This is a genomic window from Curtobacterium citreum (assembly GCF_006715175.1).
GTDB lineage: Bacteria > Actinomycetota > Actinomycetes > Actinomycetales > Microbacteriaceae > Curtobacterium > Curtobacterium citreum.
The window spans coordinates 2,742,489-2,755,971 of record NZ_VFMQ01000001.1 but is presented as its reverse complement, the minus strand read 5'-3'; the positions used below and the strand labels follow the sequence as shown (position 1 = coordinate 2,755,971).

Genomic DNA, 13,483 nt, shown 5'->3' with positions numbered 1-13,483 from the left:
GATCACCTGAAATGTTAGCCGATCGCCATGACATCCCGCACCTGCGAGGATCGACATCTGCTCGCAGCTTCCCTGAAGTAGAGGAATACTCGGGTCTGGCTAGGATGGCGGACGTGTCATCGTCCTCCGAGCCCGTCGTGGTGCCCCCACGGCCCGCAGCCACCCGCGCCGGACGAGAGGTCACGGGTCGTCGTCGCGGCGTCGGGAAGCGCTTCCTGGTCGTCGGCGACGTGCTCGACGGGGTCCTCGTGCAGACGAGCGCCGAGGCGGTGGGGACGCACGACCCGGCGGCCGTGATCCAGCACCGGTCGCTCGGCGCCGCGGGCAACACCGCCACCTGGCTCGGCTGGCTCGGGGCGGAGGTCGACCTCGTCGCCCGCGTCGGCGTCGACGACGTCCTCCGGCACGAGCGCTCCCTGGCGGACGCCGGCGTCCGGGCGCACGTGCGCTACGACGCGCGCGCCGCGACCGGGGCGATCGTCTCCGTACGCGACGGCCGCGGCCGGACCGCGATGACGGATCCCGCGGCGAGCGGTGACCTCGACGCGGCGGACGTGCCGGGCGACCTCGTCGCGCGCGCGGACATCGTGCACCTCACCGGGGCGGCGATGCTCGGTGGTGGTGGTGCCGAGCGGATCGCAGGGCTCGTCGCACGAGCGGGGTCCGCGGGTGCGCGGGTGTCGCTCGACCCGTCCGCCGAGGCCGTGGTCCGCTCCGTCGGCCCCGAGGCGTTCCTCGCCGCCCTGGACGGCGTCGACGTGCTCTTCCCGGACGAGGCCGAGGCCTGCGCGCTGACCGGCGCGGCGACCGCAGCCGAGGCCGTCCGCCGGCTCACCGCGGTCGTGCCGCTCGTCGTCGTGACGACCGGGTCCGACGGGGCGCTGCTCGGACGTCCGGGCCGGAGCCCGCAGCGGGTCCCGGCCACCCCGGCGACGGTCGTCGACACGCTCGGGGCCGGGGACGCCTTCGCCGCCGGGTTCCTGCGTGCGTGGGCGACCGACCCCGTGCGGGTCGGCGCCGCCGCGCGCGAGGGCACCCGGGTGGCGTCGCGTGCGCTGGGCTTCGTGGGCGGCCGTCCGCCGGTCTGAGCTGGGCCCTAGCGCTCGGTGGGCTCCGCGGTCACCGTCAGGGTCTGCACGAGTCCGACGGCGAGCGGCGCGAGCTTGATCTCGATGCGGAGGCGCCCGTTCGTCCCCGGCAGCCACCAGCGCAGCTGTGAGGGCACGGTCGCGTGCTCCTCGACGGGGTCCGCGTGCAGGTCGACACCGACGCGGGCGACGGCCTCAGCGAGTGCCCGCCGTCGCCGTTCGTACGGCTGGTCCATCGCGACGTTCGGGCTGCAGACGCGGTCGGCGAGGGCGTCGCCGGCGGGGTCCTGCGGGGCGTCGGCCCACTGCTGGAGCAGGGTCGTGACCGAGCGCTGGGCGTCCCGGGCGGCGGCGGTGGTCCGCTCGACGCCCGGCGCGACCGGGACCGGCTGGCCCGGGATTCGGTCCAGCACGAGGTCGAGCGCCCGGTCGGCGGCCGCGGAGACCTTGGCCTGCGTGGCGTTCTCGAACGCGACCACGCCGAGGCCGTGCTCGACGGACCAGCGCATGTGCGCGGAGAAGCCGGGGTAGCCGCCGGAGTGGCTGACGAGCTCACCGAACCGCGGGTCCTGCTCGACGAACAGCCCGAAGCCGTACGCGGTCGCCCGGGTCGAGGACGGGACCACCGACGGCGGCACGACGCGCATCGCCTGCTGCATGAGCCGCCGGTCGGCGGGGGAGAGCGGTCCGGGCTCCGGGGCGGTCGACGTTGCCGAGGCCAGGTGCCGTGCCCACCGGGCGAGGTCGCGGACGGTCGAGAACAGTCCGCCGATCGACGAGAACGCTCCGGGGCCGGTCATCGGCTGCGGGGTCCACGACCCGTCGTCGTCGCGCTGCCCGGTCACCACGTACCCGCGGGCGTCCTCGGCGCGGAACACCGTGTCCTCCAGGCCGAGGGGTACCAGCACGCGGCTGGCCGCGGCTTCGTGGAACGTCGTCCCGGCCGCGACGGCCACCGCGCGACCGAGCAGGGCGTACCCGGTGTTCGAGTAGGCGAACCGGGTCCCGGGCACCGAGTCGAACAGCAGCCCGCCCCGGAGCACGTCGTCGAGTTCCGCGTCGGCGATCGACTCCTGCCGGTCGGCCCACGGGTCGTCCGTCGGGAACCCGCCGGCCATGGTGAGGAGCATGCGCAGGGTCGGGACCGGGGCGTCCCGCGACGGCAGCGTGACCTCGGCGAACGCCGGGACCGCGTCGGTGATCGGGGCGTCCAGGTCGGCGCGGCCCTCGGCGACGAGCGTGAGGAGGGTCGCCGCGGTGACGCTCTTCGTGCACGACGCGATGCGGTACACGGTGTCGGCGTCCGGTGCCCGACCGTCCCCGCGGTCGCCGTGCCCGCCGGAGGCGATGAGCCCGTCACGGTCGAACACGCCCCAGACGCTGCTCGGGGCCGTCCGGGCCGCGACGCGGTCATGGAACAGCGCGTCGACCTCGGCCAGCAGGTCGTCGGGCAGGCTCATCCGCGGCGCATCCGGTCGTAGGCGTCGAGGGCGCGCTGCCGGCTCGCCTTGAGGTCGACCATCGGCTCCGGCCGGTCCTCGTCCGCGGGGACCCAGCGGTGCACGTACTCACGGTGCGGGTCGAACCGCTCGAGCTGCCGGTCGGGGTTGAAGACGCGGAAGTACGGCGCCGCGTCGAACCCGGACCCGGCGACCCACTGCCAGTTGCCCGCGTTGTTGGCCGGGTCGGCGTCGACGAGGGTGTCCCAGAACCACTGCTCGCCGATCCGCCAGTCGACCAGCAGGTTCTTCACGAGGAAGCTCGCCGCCGCCAGCCGCACACGGTTGTGCATCGCGCCGGAGTGCCAGAGCTCCCGCATCCCCGCGTCGACCAGGTCGAAGCCCGTGCGGCCGTGCCGCCAGCGGTCGATCTCGTCCTGGTCGGCGTCGCGCCACGGGAAGGCGTCGAACTCACGGCGGACGTTCACGGTGGCGATGTCGTCGCAGTGGAAGTACTCGTTCCAGTTGAACTCGCGCCATGCGAGCTGCCGGAGGAAGGCCGGGGCCTGCCGACGCTGCTCGGGCTCGAGTTCGCCGTGCAGCCGGTGCCACACCTGGTACGGGCTGACCTCGCCCCAGCGCAGGTGCGGGGACAGGTCGCTCGTCGCCGCCATCGCGGGCTCATCGCGCTGGTCGTAGTCCTCGAGCGCGTCGTGGACGAACCGTTCGAGCTTCCGGTGCGCCCCGGCCTCGCCCGGCTCCCAGGCGTCGCGGAGCCCGCCGGCCCAGTCCGGAGCGGTCGGCAGCAGGGCCCAGTCGTCCAGGTCGTCGCCGTCCACGTCCGCCGGCGCCGGCAGGTCGCGGGGCTTCGGCAGCGGGTGCCGGGGTTCGGGCATCGCCTGCGCCGCGCGCCAGAACGGCGTGAAGACCTTGAACGGCTCGCCCTGGCCGGTCAGGACGGTCCACGGCTCCCAGAGCAGGTTCGCCGCGAAGCTGTGCGCCTCGGTCCCGGCGTCGGTCAGGGCGCTCTTGATGCCGGCGTCCAGGTCGCGCTCGACCCGGCCGTAGCGACGGTTCCAGTAGACCGCGTCCGCACCGGCGTCACGGACCAGGGCCGGCACCACGTCGGCAGCAGCGCCCTTCCGGAACACGAGTCGTGACCCCCGGTCCCGCAGCTCGCCGTCGAGCGCCGCGAGCGAGTGGTGCAGCCACCAGCGGCTCGCGGCCCCGACCGGTCGGATGCCGTCGGTCTCCTCGTCGAGGACGACCGCGACCGTGACGGGTCCACCGTGGTCGATCGCGGCACGGAGCGCGGGGTTGTCGGCGAGCCGCAGGTCCTCCCGCAGCCAGACGACCGCGCCGCTCATGCGTCCACCGTGGCCCGGTCACGCGGGACGCGGGTGGTGCTCCGCCCCGGTGCGTCCGCCGCGACCCGGAGCTTCGTGCACAGGGCGGTGAGCGTCTGGAGCTCGTCGTCGTCGAGACCGGCGCCGACCTGCTCCGCGATGGTCTGCGCGTGCTGCACGGCGACCGAGCGGTAGACGTCGAACCCGTGCGCCGTGAGGGCGACGATGACCCCGCGGGCGTCGCTCGGGTCCGGCTGCTTCTCGACGATGCCCTTCGACGCCAGGCGCTCGACGAGTCGGCTGACGCTCGGCTGGGTGAGCAGCAGGTGTCCGGTGAGCTCGCGCATCCGGCACCGACGGCCGGGCTGCGTCGACAGGTTGAAGCACACGTCGTACTCGTTGAACGAGATCTCCGCGCTCGGGAAGTCGGCGTTGAGCGCCCGCATGACCGTCACCTGCGCCCGGAACAGTGCTTCCCAGGCCGCGACGGCGGTCGCCTTGTCGCTGCGGCGTGACTCGTCCACGGTGCGGCCCCTTCGGTCGTGCGGTCAACCCACACTAGCGACGGAGCACGAGCGCGCCGTGCAGACGGGGGACACGCCCGCGGACGGGTCGGCAGACGCAACGAGGGCCGGTCGCCTTCTGGGCGACCGGCCCTCTCCCTTGCACCAAGAGTGTCCTGCAATCACATTCCGCAGCCAGTGCCACAGCAAACACTGTCTGCAAGAAGGACTGTATAACGGCGAGGTAACGGCGCGCCAGCGTGTGACGAGGTCGTTCGCTGCGAGTTCACCGGGAGGACGCCGAGCGGATCAGAAGAGGTCGGGCGAGGGCGTCGAGGCGTAGCGCACCGCGACGTCGGCGTGCCGGTCGAACCGGTAGCCGACACCCCGCACGGTGCGGACGATCTCCTCGAACGCGCCGAGCTTCGAACGGAGCCGACGGACGTGCACGTCGATCGTGCGCTCGTTCGGGGTCTCGTCCTCGCCGTCCGACCACAGGCCCTCGATGATGGCCGCGCGGTCGACGGTCTGTCCCTCGCGGAGGACGAGGAACTGCAGGAGCTCGAACTCCTTGTAGGTCAGGGGAGCGGCCTCGCCGTCGAGCGTGACCCGCTTCCGGGAGATGTCGATGACGACCCCGGTCTCCTCGGGCTCGGGCTTCTCGGCCTGCTTGCGGGCGGCGACGGCGGAGCGGTCCTGCAGGGCGAGCCGGACGACGTCGACGTCGCGGCCTCCGGAGCCCTCGGCGGCGACGGCCACCGCGGCGTACGTCTCCGAGGTCGGCACGAGCTGCGCGGTGAGGGCCTTGAGCTGCTCGACCACCGCGGCGAGCGAGGTGCCCGCGGCAGCGGCCTGCGCCTCGTCGATGCCGACGTACAGCGCGAAGCCGCGGGCCTCGGTGCCCTCGGGCAGCGACCGGTTGCGCTGCGGCGCGACGACCGGGCTGGTCGGGATGCCGTCCGGGACCGGCGGGGCGGCCGGCGCGCGACGGGACCGGATCGACGTCACGGTGCCGAGGTCCGTCGACACGGACGCGGGGGAGCGGTGAGCGGTGCGGGGCTGGGCGATGGTGAGCGACATGGCGGTTCTTCCGTGCGGGTTGCTGCGCTGCGTGCGGCGCGGCGGTGTCGAATGCGTCGGTCCGGGTTCGGCGGATCGCCGTGTCGCCCTGCGGTCCGTCGGTGGACCGGGGCCTTCCCGGGGGTACGGGTGCACCGTCTCGAGCACGGTCGCTGTCCGTCGCCGGACGCTGTGCGTCGTCGATTCGGTGTCACCCGGGGATCACACGCTCGCGACCGGGGTGGTGTCGCGGGGGATCCAGCTGGAACGGGTACCGATCAGGCACACATTCGACAACGCATGACCGCCGTCGTCGGCATCATCGTGCCGACGGTCCCCACTGCCCCTCGGGAGGAGCACGTCTCGAGGACGCGGGTGGACGGGTTCGCAGTCATGGGACGAGTATCAGCGGTATACCAACCCCGTGTCAACCGTCCGTGCGGACGGTGCGCGGTCCGGCCCCCGGGATGCAGGACGCCCCCGACCACGCGGGACGCCACGCCTTCCGGCAGGGTCTCGCGCGAGCGGGGGCGTCGCGTCGGTGGTGCTACTCGGCCAGCCCGTACAGGCGGTCGCCGGCGTCGCCGAGGCCCGGGACGATGTACCCGTTCTCGTCGAGCTTCTCGTCGAGGGCGCCGAGCACGATCGTGACGTTGCGGTCGCCGACGGCCTGCTCGACGGCGGCCAGGCCCTCGGGAGCGCCCAGGATGCACACGCACGTGACCTCCTCCGCGCCGCGGTCGAACAGGAAGTCGATCGCCGCCGCGAGGGTACCGCCCGTCGCGAGCATCGGGTCGAGCACGAAGCACTGGCGGCCGGACAGGTCGTCGGGCAGGCGCTCGGCGTAGGTCTGGGGCTCGAGCGTGGTCTCGTTGCGCGCCATGCCGAGGAAGCCGACCTCGGCCGTGGGGACGAGCTTGACCATGCCCTCGAGCATGCCGAGGCCCGCGCGGAGGATCGGGACGACGAGCGGGCGGGGCTTCGCGATGGAGACGCCCATGGTGTGCGCCACCGGGGTGTCGATCGGCGTGGCCGTGACGCGGACGTTGCGCGTCGCCTCGTACGCGAGGAGCGTGACGAGCTCCTCGGTCAGGGCGCGGAACGTGGGGGACGGTGTGGTCCGGTCGCGGAGCACCGAGAGCTTGTGGGTGATGAGCGGGTGGTCGGCGACGTGGACTCGCATGGAGTCGAGCGTACCGTGCCGATGGGGCAGGATCGACGCGTGGAAGACCCCGCCGGCCGCCCGTTCACCGCCGCCATGGACCGTGCCCTCGCCGAGGCACGCGCGTGCCTGGCCACCGGTGACGTCCCGGTCGGGGCCGTCGTGCTCGACGCCGACGGCGCCGTCGTGGCGGTGGGGCGCAACGAGCGCGAGGCGCGGCAGGACCCGACCGCCCACGCCGAGGTCCTGGCGCTCCGGGCCGCGGCCGAGGTCACGCGGGACTGGCACCTCGCGGAGCACACGCTCGTGGTGACGCTGGAGCCGTGCCCCATGTGCGCCGGTGCCGCGCTCGCCGCCCGGGTGCCGCGGATCGTGTTCGGGGCGTGGGACCCGAAGGCCGGGGCGTCGGGGAGCGTCTACGACATCGCGCGGGACCGCCGGCTGCCGCACCGGTCCGAGGTCGTCGGCGGCGTGCGGGAGGCGGCCTGCGCCGCACTGCTCGACGCGTTCTTCCACGAACGACGCTGACCCCGCGGACCGCGGACCGCGGACCACGAACCGCGGACCGCGGAGCGCCCTACTTCCAGAGCACCGCGACGAGCACGTTGATGATCGCCAGCGCCCCGGCCGAGTGGAAGAACGGCAGCGCGGCCTTCGCCTTCGCCTTCCCGGCGTCGGCCTGCGCCTGACGCGCCCGGGCGACGAGCGCCAGGACGAGCGCGACCACCGCGACGGCCAGCTTCACGCCGAGCTTCGCGTGGTTCGCCCCGCCGTCCGTCGTGGCATCGAGGATGCCCATCATCGCGAGGCCCGTGACGAGCTGCGTGACGAGCCCGATGACCATCCAGCCGGTCTGGAACCCGCCCTTCCGGCGCACCTGCACGAGGAACGCGCCGATCACGGCCGCGAGGCCGAGGAAGTGCAGGATGAGCAGGACCGAGGAGAGCGCCGTCATGGACACGAGCCTGGCGGAAGCGGGTGGTCCTCCGCCAGCAAGGCTGCCCTCAGTCGGCGGCGCGGATGACGATCGCCTCGGTCGGCGGTCGTGGTCCGGTCCGGAGCACGTCCGGCTCGACGTAGATCACCCGTGCGGCCGGGACCGCTGCGCGGATCCGCTGCTCCACGGCGTCGATGCCCGCCGCGACGTCGCCGAGCCGCCGGTCGCCGTCGACGGCGACCTTCATGCCGACCATGAGCTCGTCCGGGCCGAGGTACAGGGTCTTGAGGTGCACGATCGAGTCGACCTCCGGCCCGTCGAGCGTCGCGGTCCGGATGCGTTCGACGTCGGCGTCGTTCGCTCCCTCGCCCACGAGCAGGCTCTTCGTCTCGATGCCGAGCACGACCGCCACCGCGATGAGGAGCAGGGCGATCAGGATCGTGCCGGCCGCGTCGAACACCCCGTTGCCGGTGACCACCGTCAGCCCGACGCCGAGCAGCGCGAACACCAGGCCGGTCAGGGCCGCCGTGTCCTCGAGCATGACGACGGGGAGTTCGGGCGCCTTCGCCCGGCGCACGAACTGCACCCACGACTGCGACCCCTTGTGCGGGCGGGCCTCCCGCAGCGCCGTGCGGAGCGAGAAGCCCTCGAGCCCGATCGCGACGACGAGCACGGCGACCGGCAGCCACCAGTTCTCGAGCGGGTGCGGCGCCGCGAGCTTCTCGAGCCCCTCGTACAGCGAGAAGACCCCGCCGACGGTGAACAGGATGATCGACACGACGAACGCGTACACGTACCGTTCGCGCCCGTGGCCGAAGGGGTGCTCCTGGTCGGCCGCCTTCCGCGCGCGCCGTCCGCCGAGCAGCAGCAGGAGCTGGTTCGCGGAGTCGGCCAGGGAGTGCACGCCCTCCGCGAGCATCGCCGCGGACCCGCTGATCGCCGCCGCGACGAACTTGACGATCGCGATCCCGACGTTCGCGGCCAGTGCGGCGAGGATCGCCCTCGTGCCTCCCGAAGCGCTCACAGGTGTCCCTTCTCCCGACGTGCCCCGATCCTAGGCGCGACCGGTGCGCGAGGTCGCTGGATAGGGTCATGAGCATGACGATCGAACTGCCCCGCACCGCCATGCTCGGCGTCGGCTCCATGTCCGGCGCGGTCCTCGACGGCCTGCTCGCCGCGGGGCTCGACCCGGCGACCGTGACGCTCACGACGAAGTCCGAGGGCTCGGCTGCGGCACTGCGGGAGCGCGGGCTCGACGCCCTCGCCACCGACACGGACCCGGACGCCAACCGGCACGCGGTCCGCGGCGCCGACCTCGTGGTGCTCGGGGTGAAGCCGTACATGGTGGCCGACGTGCTCGACGAGGTCGCCGCCTCCCTGCACCCGGGCGCCGTGGTCGTCAGCGTCGCCGTCGGCACGACCACCGCAGCGATGGAGACCCGCGTGCCCGCCGGCGTCCGCGTCGTCCGCGCGCTGCCGAACACCCCGATCGGCGTCGGGCACGGCGTCACCGGCATCAGCGCCGGCGCGACCGCCGACGACGCCGCGGTCGCGGTCGCGTCGTCCGTGTTCAGTGCCTCCGGCACCGTGCTCACCGTGCCCGAGGACCGGCTCGACGCCCTGTCCGCGGTCTCCGGTTCCGGACCCGCCTACGTCTTCCTGCTCGTCGAGCAGTGGCAGGAGGCCGCCGAGCGCCTCGGCTTCGACCACGAGCAGGCCGCCGCGATGGTGCAGGGGACGCTCCGCGGCGCGGTCGAGCTGCTGGCCGCCTCCGGGCGGGAGCCCGCGGACCTCCGGCGGGCGGTCACCAGCCCGGCCGGCACGACCGAGCGCGCCGTCGCCGTCCTGCAGGACGCGGACCTCGCCGCGACCCTGGAGCGCGCGTCGCGCGCGGCGATCGCACGGGCCGAGGAGATCGCGCGGTCCTGACACCGTGCGGTCCAGCCCTCGCGTCGCCGGGGGCGACGAACACCGGAAGGGAGGATCGTGACGGGCCCCGCCACGAGCCTCCAGGCCGTCAGCGGGTCACTCGAGCGCCGCGAAGCGTTCCAGGTCCGTCTCGGTGCCGGAGACGATGATCACGTCGTCCTCGCCGATCACGCTGTCCGGCGTCGCCGGCACGAACGCCCGCCCCGGCGACTTGATGCCGAGCACGGTGAGTCCGTGCCGCGTGCGGATGACCGTCGTGGCGAGGTCCTTGCCGCGCACCGCGCGGGGCGGGTGCATCTTGACCACCGCGAAGTCGTCGTCGAACTCGATGAAGTCGAGCATGCGTCCCGAGACCAGGTGGGCGGTCCGCTCGCCGGCCTCGCGCTCCGGGTAGACGACGTGGTTCGCGCCGATGCGGGACAGGATCGTGCCGTGCGACCGGCTGACGGCCTTCGCCCAGATCTGCGGGATCCCGAGGTCGACGAGGTTCGAGGTGATGAGGACGCTCGACTCCAGGTGCGAGCCGACCGCGACCACGGCGATCGCGAAGTCCTGCGCACCGATCTGCCGCAGGGCGTCGATGTCGGTGGCGTCCGCCTGCACGGCGTGGGTGACCCGGTCCGACCACTTCTGCACCAGCGCGGCGTCGGTGTCGACGACGAGGACCTCGCGGTTCTGGCGCTCGAGCTGCCCGGCGGTCGCGGCGCCGAAGCGGCCGAGGCCGAGGACGAGCACGGGGGCGTCGTGGCTCACGGCTCCGGTGACGGGGTGGGGCGCACGGCGGTCGGCGCGTCGGTCAGCCAACGATGGGCCTCTCTTCGGGTCGGCGGAACAGCTGCCGGCTCTGGCTGGCGGCCAGGGCTGCGGCGATCGTCACTGTACCGACCCGGCCGAGGAACATGGTGGCGGCGAGCACGTACTTGCCGGACTCGGGCAGCTCGGCCGAGATCCCGGAGGACAGGCCGCACGTGGCGAAGGCCGAGATGACCTCGAACAGCACGCGGTCCAGGGAGTCGCCGGTGATCTGCAGGAGCACGACGGTGGCGACGGCGACGATCGTCGCGCCCCACAGCACGACGGCGACGGCGACGCGGAGGACGTCGCTCGGGATGCGGCGGCCGAACGCCTCCATGCTGCGGCGGCCCCGGGCCTCGGCGACGGCGGCGAGGAACAGCACGGCGAGGGTCGTCACCTTGATGCCGCCGGCGGTCGAGGCCGAGCCGCCGCCGATGAACATGAGCATGTCGGTGACGAGCAGGCTCGCGCCGTTCATCTGCTCGACGTCGATCGTCGCGAAGCCGCCCGAGCGGGTCATCGTCGAGAAGAAGAGCGCCTGGAACGCGGTGTGGCCGGCGCCCTCGGACCCGAGCGTGCGGGGGTTCGAGGCCTCGAGCGCGGTGTAGACGACGGCGCCGAGGAGCAGCAGGACCGCACTCGTGGTCAGCGTGAGCTTGACGTGGATCGGCCACCGCCGCGGGGAGCGGAGCTGCTTGGTGAGCGTCCGGATGACCGGGAAGCCGATCGACCCGAGGACGACCGCGACCATGAGCAGCGACAGGAACCAGTAGTCGTGGGTGAACGGCGCGAGGCCGTCGGCGTTCGGTGCGAACCCCGTGTTCGTGAACGCCATCGCCGCGTAGTAGAAGGAGTCGCCCACGGCCGTCCAGAACGGGTACCCGGCGACGAGCACGGACGGCAGGAGCAGGAGCCCGACGGCGATCTCGATCGTCAGCGTGCTCACCGCCACCGTCAGCAGGAGCGTGCCGACCTCGCCGAGCCGGACCGCCTGGCCCTCGGGGACGGCGCCGTGGTGGGTGCGGAGCGGGTTCGAGTCGCCCGCGGCGATGAGCTTCGCGCGGAGCCCGAGCCGACGGGTCACCACGAGCCCGAGGATCGACGCGAAGGTCAGGACCCCGACGGCGCCGATCTGCGTGCCGATCACCACGAGGGTCTTGCCGAACACCGACCAGTGCGTGGCCATGTCGACCGTGGCGAGTCCGGTCACGCAGACGACCGACGCGGCGGTGAACAGGGCGTCCGAGAAGTGCGTCGTCGTGCCGTCCGCCGAGGCCATCGGCGTCATGAACAGCAGCGTGAACAGGAGCACCAGCGCGATGAAGACGAGGATCGCCAGTCGGGAGGGCGAGGAGCGCAGCACCGCGGCGATCCGGCTCACCTGTCGCCGGGAGGCGCTCACCTGGGGCGGGAGCGGCTCGGTGCGGTCGAGCATCGTATGCCTCCGGGGACATGGGCGGGACAGCGGTCATGGTACATCCGTGCCCGCCCGACTAGCCTTGCCGCATGGCCGACATCTTCACCGTCGTGGCGGACCCGACCCGGCGCGAACTGCTCGGTGCGCTGCTCGCCGCGTACGGGTCGGACAGCACCGGGGGCGAGCTCAGCGTCGGGCAGCTCGTCACGAAGCTCGGCGTGAGCCAGCCGACCGTGTCGAAGCACCTCCGGGTCCTGCGGGACAACGGCCTCGTGTCCACGCGCGATGAGGGCCAGCACCGCTTCTACCGCCTCGACCCCGAGCCCCTCGTCCGGCTCGAGGAGTGGGTGGTCCCGTTCACCGGCGCGGTGGACGCCGACGGCACCCCCGCCACGACGGCCTGGACGCTCGACGGCCAGCCGGTCTCGATCCGCCGCAACGGCACCGCCGGCAAGGCCACGGTCGAGGTCGGCACGGAGCTCGGCCGCGTGATGGCCGAGGCGTCCTACCGCGCGAACGCGGCGTTCAGCGGGGCGCAGCAGGGCTGGGAGCGCGTCGTCGAGAGCAGTCGGAAGCGCTTCACCCGACGGGGCGAGGACGACTGACGTCACGGTTCGGCCCCGAGCCTCGGAAGTGCCTGGACACGTCGTCCCGTCGGCCCCTACAGTTACCAGAGACCACACAGGTCACACCCATCCCGCGCGGGAGCGCGGGTCACCCGAAGGACCACCATGAGCGGCAGTTTCGACGACGTGCGCTTCCTCACCGTCGCAGAGGTCGCCGAGATGATGCGCGTCTCCAAGATGACGGTCTACCGGATGGTGCACGCCGGTGAGCTGCCCGCGATCCGCTTCGGCCGGTCGTTCCGCGTCCCGGAGTCCGCGGTCGCCGACGTCCTGCGCGGCGGCGGGGTCGCCGACGTCGGCTAGCGCCCGTCCGCCCGGCCACGCCGCTCGTTCGACAGGACCGCTGCGCTCCGCTAGACTCGGCCGGGTTGATTTTCCGCGGTCTCTTCGGGCCCGGTGTCCACACATCAGCATCGTTCCGAGCGAGGTCCACTATGGGTTCTGTCATCAAGAAGCGTCGCAAGCGCATGGCGAAGAAGAAGCACCGCAAGCTCCTGCGCAAGACGCGTCACCAGCGTCGCAACAAGAAGTAAGTCCAGTACTTGCACCCGAAGCCCCGGTCCGCCGGGGCTTTCGTGTGTCCGGGCGCCGGTCCCCCTGCGGGCTAGGGTGATGACATGCCCGCCGTGACCCTGTTGACGAAGCCCGGCTGCCACCTCTGCGACGACGCCCGACCGATCGTCGAGCGGGTCGTGGCCGACCATCCCGGCACCATCCTGCAGGAGCGGTCGATCCTGGACGACGACGCGCTGCGCGAGCAGTACGCCGAGGACATCCCGGTCGTCCTGGTCGACGGGCGGGTCCACAGCAACTGGCACGTGGACGCCGACCGGCTCCACCGTGCACTCGAGAAGGCCGAGGCCCGCGCATGATCCACCACGTCGTCTCATGGACCCTGCGGGAGGACCTCGACCGCTCGGCGTCGATCGACCGCATCCGCGAACTGCTGACCGGCCTGGTCGGCACCGTCGAGGCGATCCGCTCCCTCGAGGTCGTCGAGAACGTCGCCTACCCGGGGAAGAACCAGGACGTCGCGGTCGTCGCGACGTTCGACGACCTCGTCGGGCTGGACGCGTACCAGGTGCACCCCGACCACCAGGCGGCGGCAGCGGAGATCCGCGGACTCGTCACGTCGCGGGCGGCCATCGACTGGGAGCGGTGATCCGCGCCTCTCGTCCATGA

At 72.9% G+C, this 13,483-nt stretch carries 17 protein-coding genes; 8 read left to right on the top strand and 9 right to left on the bottom strand.

The features are described from left to right. Nucleotides 1–113: 113 nt before the first annotated feature. The gene (locus FB462_RS13000) at nt 114–1,088 is read left to right on the top strand and encodes a carbohydrate kinase family protein (protein ID WP_167510108.1); all 975 of its coding nucleotides are present in this window, start codon (nt 114–116) and stop codon (nt 1,086–1,088) included. 8 nt (nt 1,089–1,096) lie between these two features. Here the strand turns inward: FB462_RS13000 and FB462_RS12995 are convergent, their stop codons facing one another. From FB462_RS12995 to upp, 5 genes are all read right to left on the bottom strand, one after another. Next, nucleotides 1,097–2,548, bottom strand: a complete 1,452-nt coding sequence (locus tag FB462_RS12995) for a serine hydrolase domain-containing protein (protein WP_141862303.1) — start codon at nt 2,546–2,548, stop codon at nt 1,097–1,099. Beyond that, nucleotides 2,545–3,894 carry a cryptochrome/photolyase family protein gene (locus FB462_RS12990; RefSeq protein ID WP_141862301.1) on the bottom strand — a complete coding sequence of 450 codons (1,350 nt, stop codon included), beginning with the start codon at nt 3,892–3,894 and terminating at the stop codon, nt 2,545–2,547. The genes FB462_RS12995 and FB462_RS12990 overlap by 4 nt, the downstream gene beginning before the upstream one ends. After that, nucleotides 3,891–4,397, bottom strand: coding sequence for a MarR family winged helix-turn-helix transcriptional regulator (locus FB462_RS12985; protein ID WP_114849734.1), 507 nt, complete (start codon nt 4,395–4,397; stop codon nt 3,891–3,893). Before FB462_RS12985 ends, FB462_RS12990 begins: the two co-directional genes overlap by 4 nt. Before the next feature lie 288 nt (nt 4,398–4,685). Beyond that, nucleotides 4,686–5,456: a winged helix-turn-helix domain-containing protein gene (locus tag FB462_RS12980; RefSeq protein ID WP_058741916.1), complete on the bottom strand. Its 771-nt coding sequence runs from the start codon at nt 5,454–5,456 to the stop codon at nt 4,686–4,688. A 526-nt stretch (nt 5,457–5,982) separates the two neighbouring features. Then, the gene (upp, locus tag FB462_RS12975) at nt 5,983–6,618 is read right to left on the bottom strand and encodes a uracil phosphoribosyltransferase (protein ID WP_114849733.1); all 636 of its coding nucleotides are present in this window, start codon (nt 6,616–6,618) and stop codon (nt 5,983–5,985) included. Between the two features lie 75 nt (nt 6,619–6,693). Here upp and FB462_RS12970 point away from each other — a divergent pair, with 75 nt between their 5' ends. Then, nucleotides 6,694–7,125, top strand: a complete 432-nt coding sequence (locus FB462_RS12970) for a nucleoside deaminase (RefSeq protein WP_114849877.1) — start codon at nt 6,694–6,696, stop codon at nt 7,123–7,125. Nucleotides 7,126–7,174: 49 nt separating this feature from the next. On the opposite strand, the gene FB462_RS12965 is transcribed toward FB462_RS12970, so the two are convergent. After that, complete coding sequence (locus FB462_RS12965) at nt 7,175–7,552, bottom strand: hypothetical protein (RefSeq protein ID WP_114849732.1); 378 nt, start codon at nt 7,550–7,552, stop codon at nt 7,175–7,177. 49 nt (nt 7,553–7,601) lie between these two features. Then, entirely contained in the window at nt 7,602–8,558 is a 957-nt protein-coding gene (locus tag FB462_RS12960; RefSeq protein WP_114849731.1) for a cation diffusion facilitator family transporter, read from the bottom strand. 74 nt (nt 8,559–8,632) lie between these two features. Here FB462_RS12960 and proC point away from each other — a divergent pair, with 74 nt between their 5' ends. Then, nucleotides 8,633–9,463: a pyrroline-5-carboxylate reductase gene (gene proC / locus FB462_RS12955; protein ID WP_141862299.1), complete on the top strand. Its 831-nt coding sequence runs from the start codon at nt 8,633–8,635 to the stop codon at nt 9,461–9,463. 96 nt (nt 9,464–9,559) lie between these two features. Here proC and FB462_RS12950 read toward each other — a convergent pair whose 3' ends face one another. Together FB462_RS12950 and FB462_RS12945 are read right to left on the bottom strand one after the other, a co-directional pair. Next, complete coding sequence (locus FB462_RS12950) at nt 9,560–10,267, bottom strand: potassium channel family protein (RefSeq protein WP_217507587.1); 708 nt, start codon at nt 10,265–10,267, stop codon at nt 9,560–9,562. Beyond that, nucleotides 10,260–11,693, bottom strand: coding sequence for a TrkH family potassium uptake protein (locus FB462_RS12945; protein WP_141862297.1), 1,434 nt, complete (start codon nt 11,691–11,693; stop codon nt 10,260–10,262). The genes FB462_RS12950 and FB462_RS12945 overlap by 8 nt, the downstream gene beginning before the upstream one ends. A 71-nt stretch (nt 11,694–11,764) precedes the next feature. Between FB462_RS12945 and FB462_RS12940 the strand changes: the two genes are divergently transcribed. The 5 genes from FB462_RS12940 (at nt 11,765) to FB462_RS12920 (ending at nt 13,463) form a co-directional block, all read left to right on the top strand. Further along, complete coding sequence (locus tag FB462_RS12940; RefSeq protein ID WP_141862295.1) at nt 11,765–12,280, top strand: ArsR/SmtB family transcription factor; 516 nt, start codon at nt 11,765–11,767, stop codon at nt 12,278–12,280. 126 nt (nt 12,281–12,406) lie between these two features. Then, nucleotides 12,407–12,604 (top strand): helix-turn-helix domain-containing protein, encoded by a 198-nt coding sequence (locus FB462_RS12935; RefSeq protein WP_058741922.1) that lies wholly within the window; start codon nt 12,407–12,409, stop codon nt 12,602–12,604. 131 nt (nt 12,605–12,735) lie between these two features. Beyond that, the gene (locus FB462_RS12930; protein WP_003792170.1) at nt 12,736–12,834 is read left to right on the top strand and encodes a 30S ribosomal protein bS22; all 99 of its coding nucleotides are present in this window, start codon (nt 12,736–12,738) and stop codon (nt 12,832–12,834) included. A gap of 84 nt (nt 12,835–12,918) precedes the next feature. Next, nucleotides 12,919–13,173 carry a glutaredoxin family protein gene (locus FB462_RS12925; protein WP_114849728.1) on the top strand — a complete coding sequence of 85 codons (255 nt, stop codon included), beginning with the start codon at nt 12,919–12,921 and terminating at the stop codon, nt 13,171–13,173. After that, on the top strand, nt 13,170–13,463 hold the full coding sequence (locus tag FB462_RS12920) for a Dabb family protein (protein ID WP_114849727.1): 294 nt from the start codon (nt 13,170–13,172) through the stop codon (nt 13,461–13,463). The genes FB462_RS12925 and FB462_RS12920 overlap by 4 nt, the downstream gene beginning before the upstream one ends. The last annotated feature ends 20 nt before the right edge of the window (nt 13,464–13,483 follow it).

Excerpts from the sequence above, each read along its gene's own strand:
- FB462_RS12995 (WP_141862303.1), bottom strand. The coding sequence starts at position 2,548 with ATGAGCCTGCCCGACGACCTGCTGGCCGAGGTCGACGCGCTGTTCCAT.
- FB462_RS12990 (WP_141862301.1), bottom strand. The coding sequence starts at position 3,894 with ATGAGCGGCGCGGTCGTCTGGCTGCGGGAGGACCTGCGGCTCGCCGAC.
- FB462_RS12980 (WP_058741916.1), bottom strand. The coding sequence starts at position 5,456 with ATGTCGCTCACCATCGCCCAGCCCCGCACCGCTCACCGCTCCCCCGCG.
- upp (WP_114849733.1), bottom strand. The coding sequence starts at position 6,618 with ATGCGAGTCCACGTCGCCGACCACCCGCTCATCACCCACAAGCTCTCG.
- FB462_RS12970 (WP_114849877.1), top strand. The coding sequence starts at position 6,694 with ATGGACCGTGCCCTCGCCGAGGCACGCGCGTGCCTGGCCACCGGTGAC.
- FB462_RS12965 (WP_114849732.1), bottom strand. The coding sequence starts at position 7,552 with ATGACGGCGCTCTCCTCGGTCCTGCTCATCCTGCACTTCCTCGGCCTC.
- proC (WP_141862299.1), top strand. The coding sequence starts at position 8,633 with ATGACGATCGAACTGCCCCGCACCGCCATGCTCGGCGTCGGCTCCATG.
- FB462_RS12945 (WP_141862297.1), bottom strand. The coding sequence starts at position 11,693 with ATGCTCGACCGCACCGAGCCGCTCCCGCCCCAGGTGAGCGCCTCCCGG.
- FB462_RS12940 (WP_141862295.1), top strand. The coding sequence starts at position 11,765 with ATGGCCGACATCTTCACCGTCGTGGCGGACCCGACCCGGCGCGAACTG.
- FB462_RS12935 (WP_058741922.1), top strand. The coding sequence starts at position 12,407 with ATGAGCGGCAGTTTCGACGACGTGCGCTTCCTCACCGTCGCAGAGGTC.
- FB462_RS12930 (WP_003792170.1), top strand. The coding sequence starts at position 12,736 with ATGGGTTCTGTCATCAAGAAGCGTCGCAAGCGCATGGCGAAGAAGAAG.
- FB462_RS12925 (WP_114849728.1), top strand. The coding sequence starts at position 12,919 with ATGCCCGCCGTGACCCTGTTGACGAAGCCCGGCTGCCACCTCTGCGAC.
- FB462_RS12920 (WP_114849727.1), top strand. The coding sequence starts at position 13,170 with ATGATCCACCACGTCGTCTCATGGACCCTGCGGGAGGACCTCGACCGC.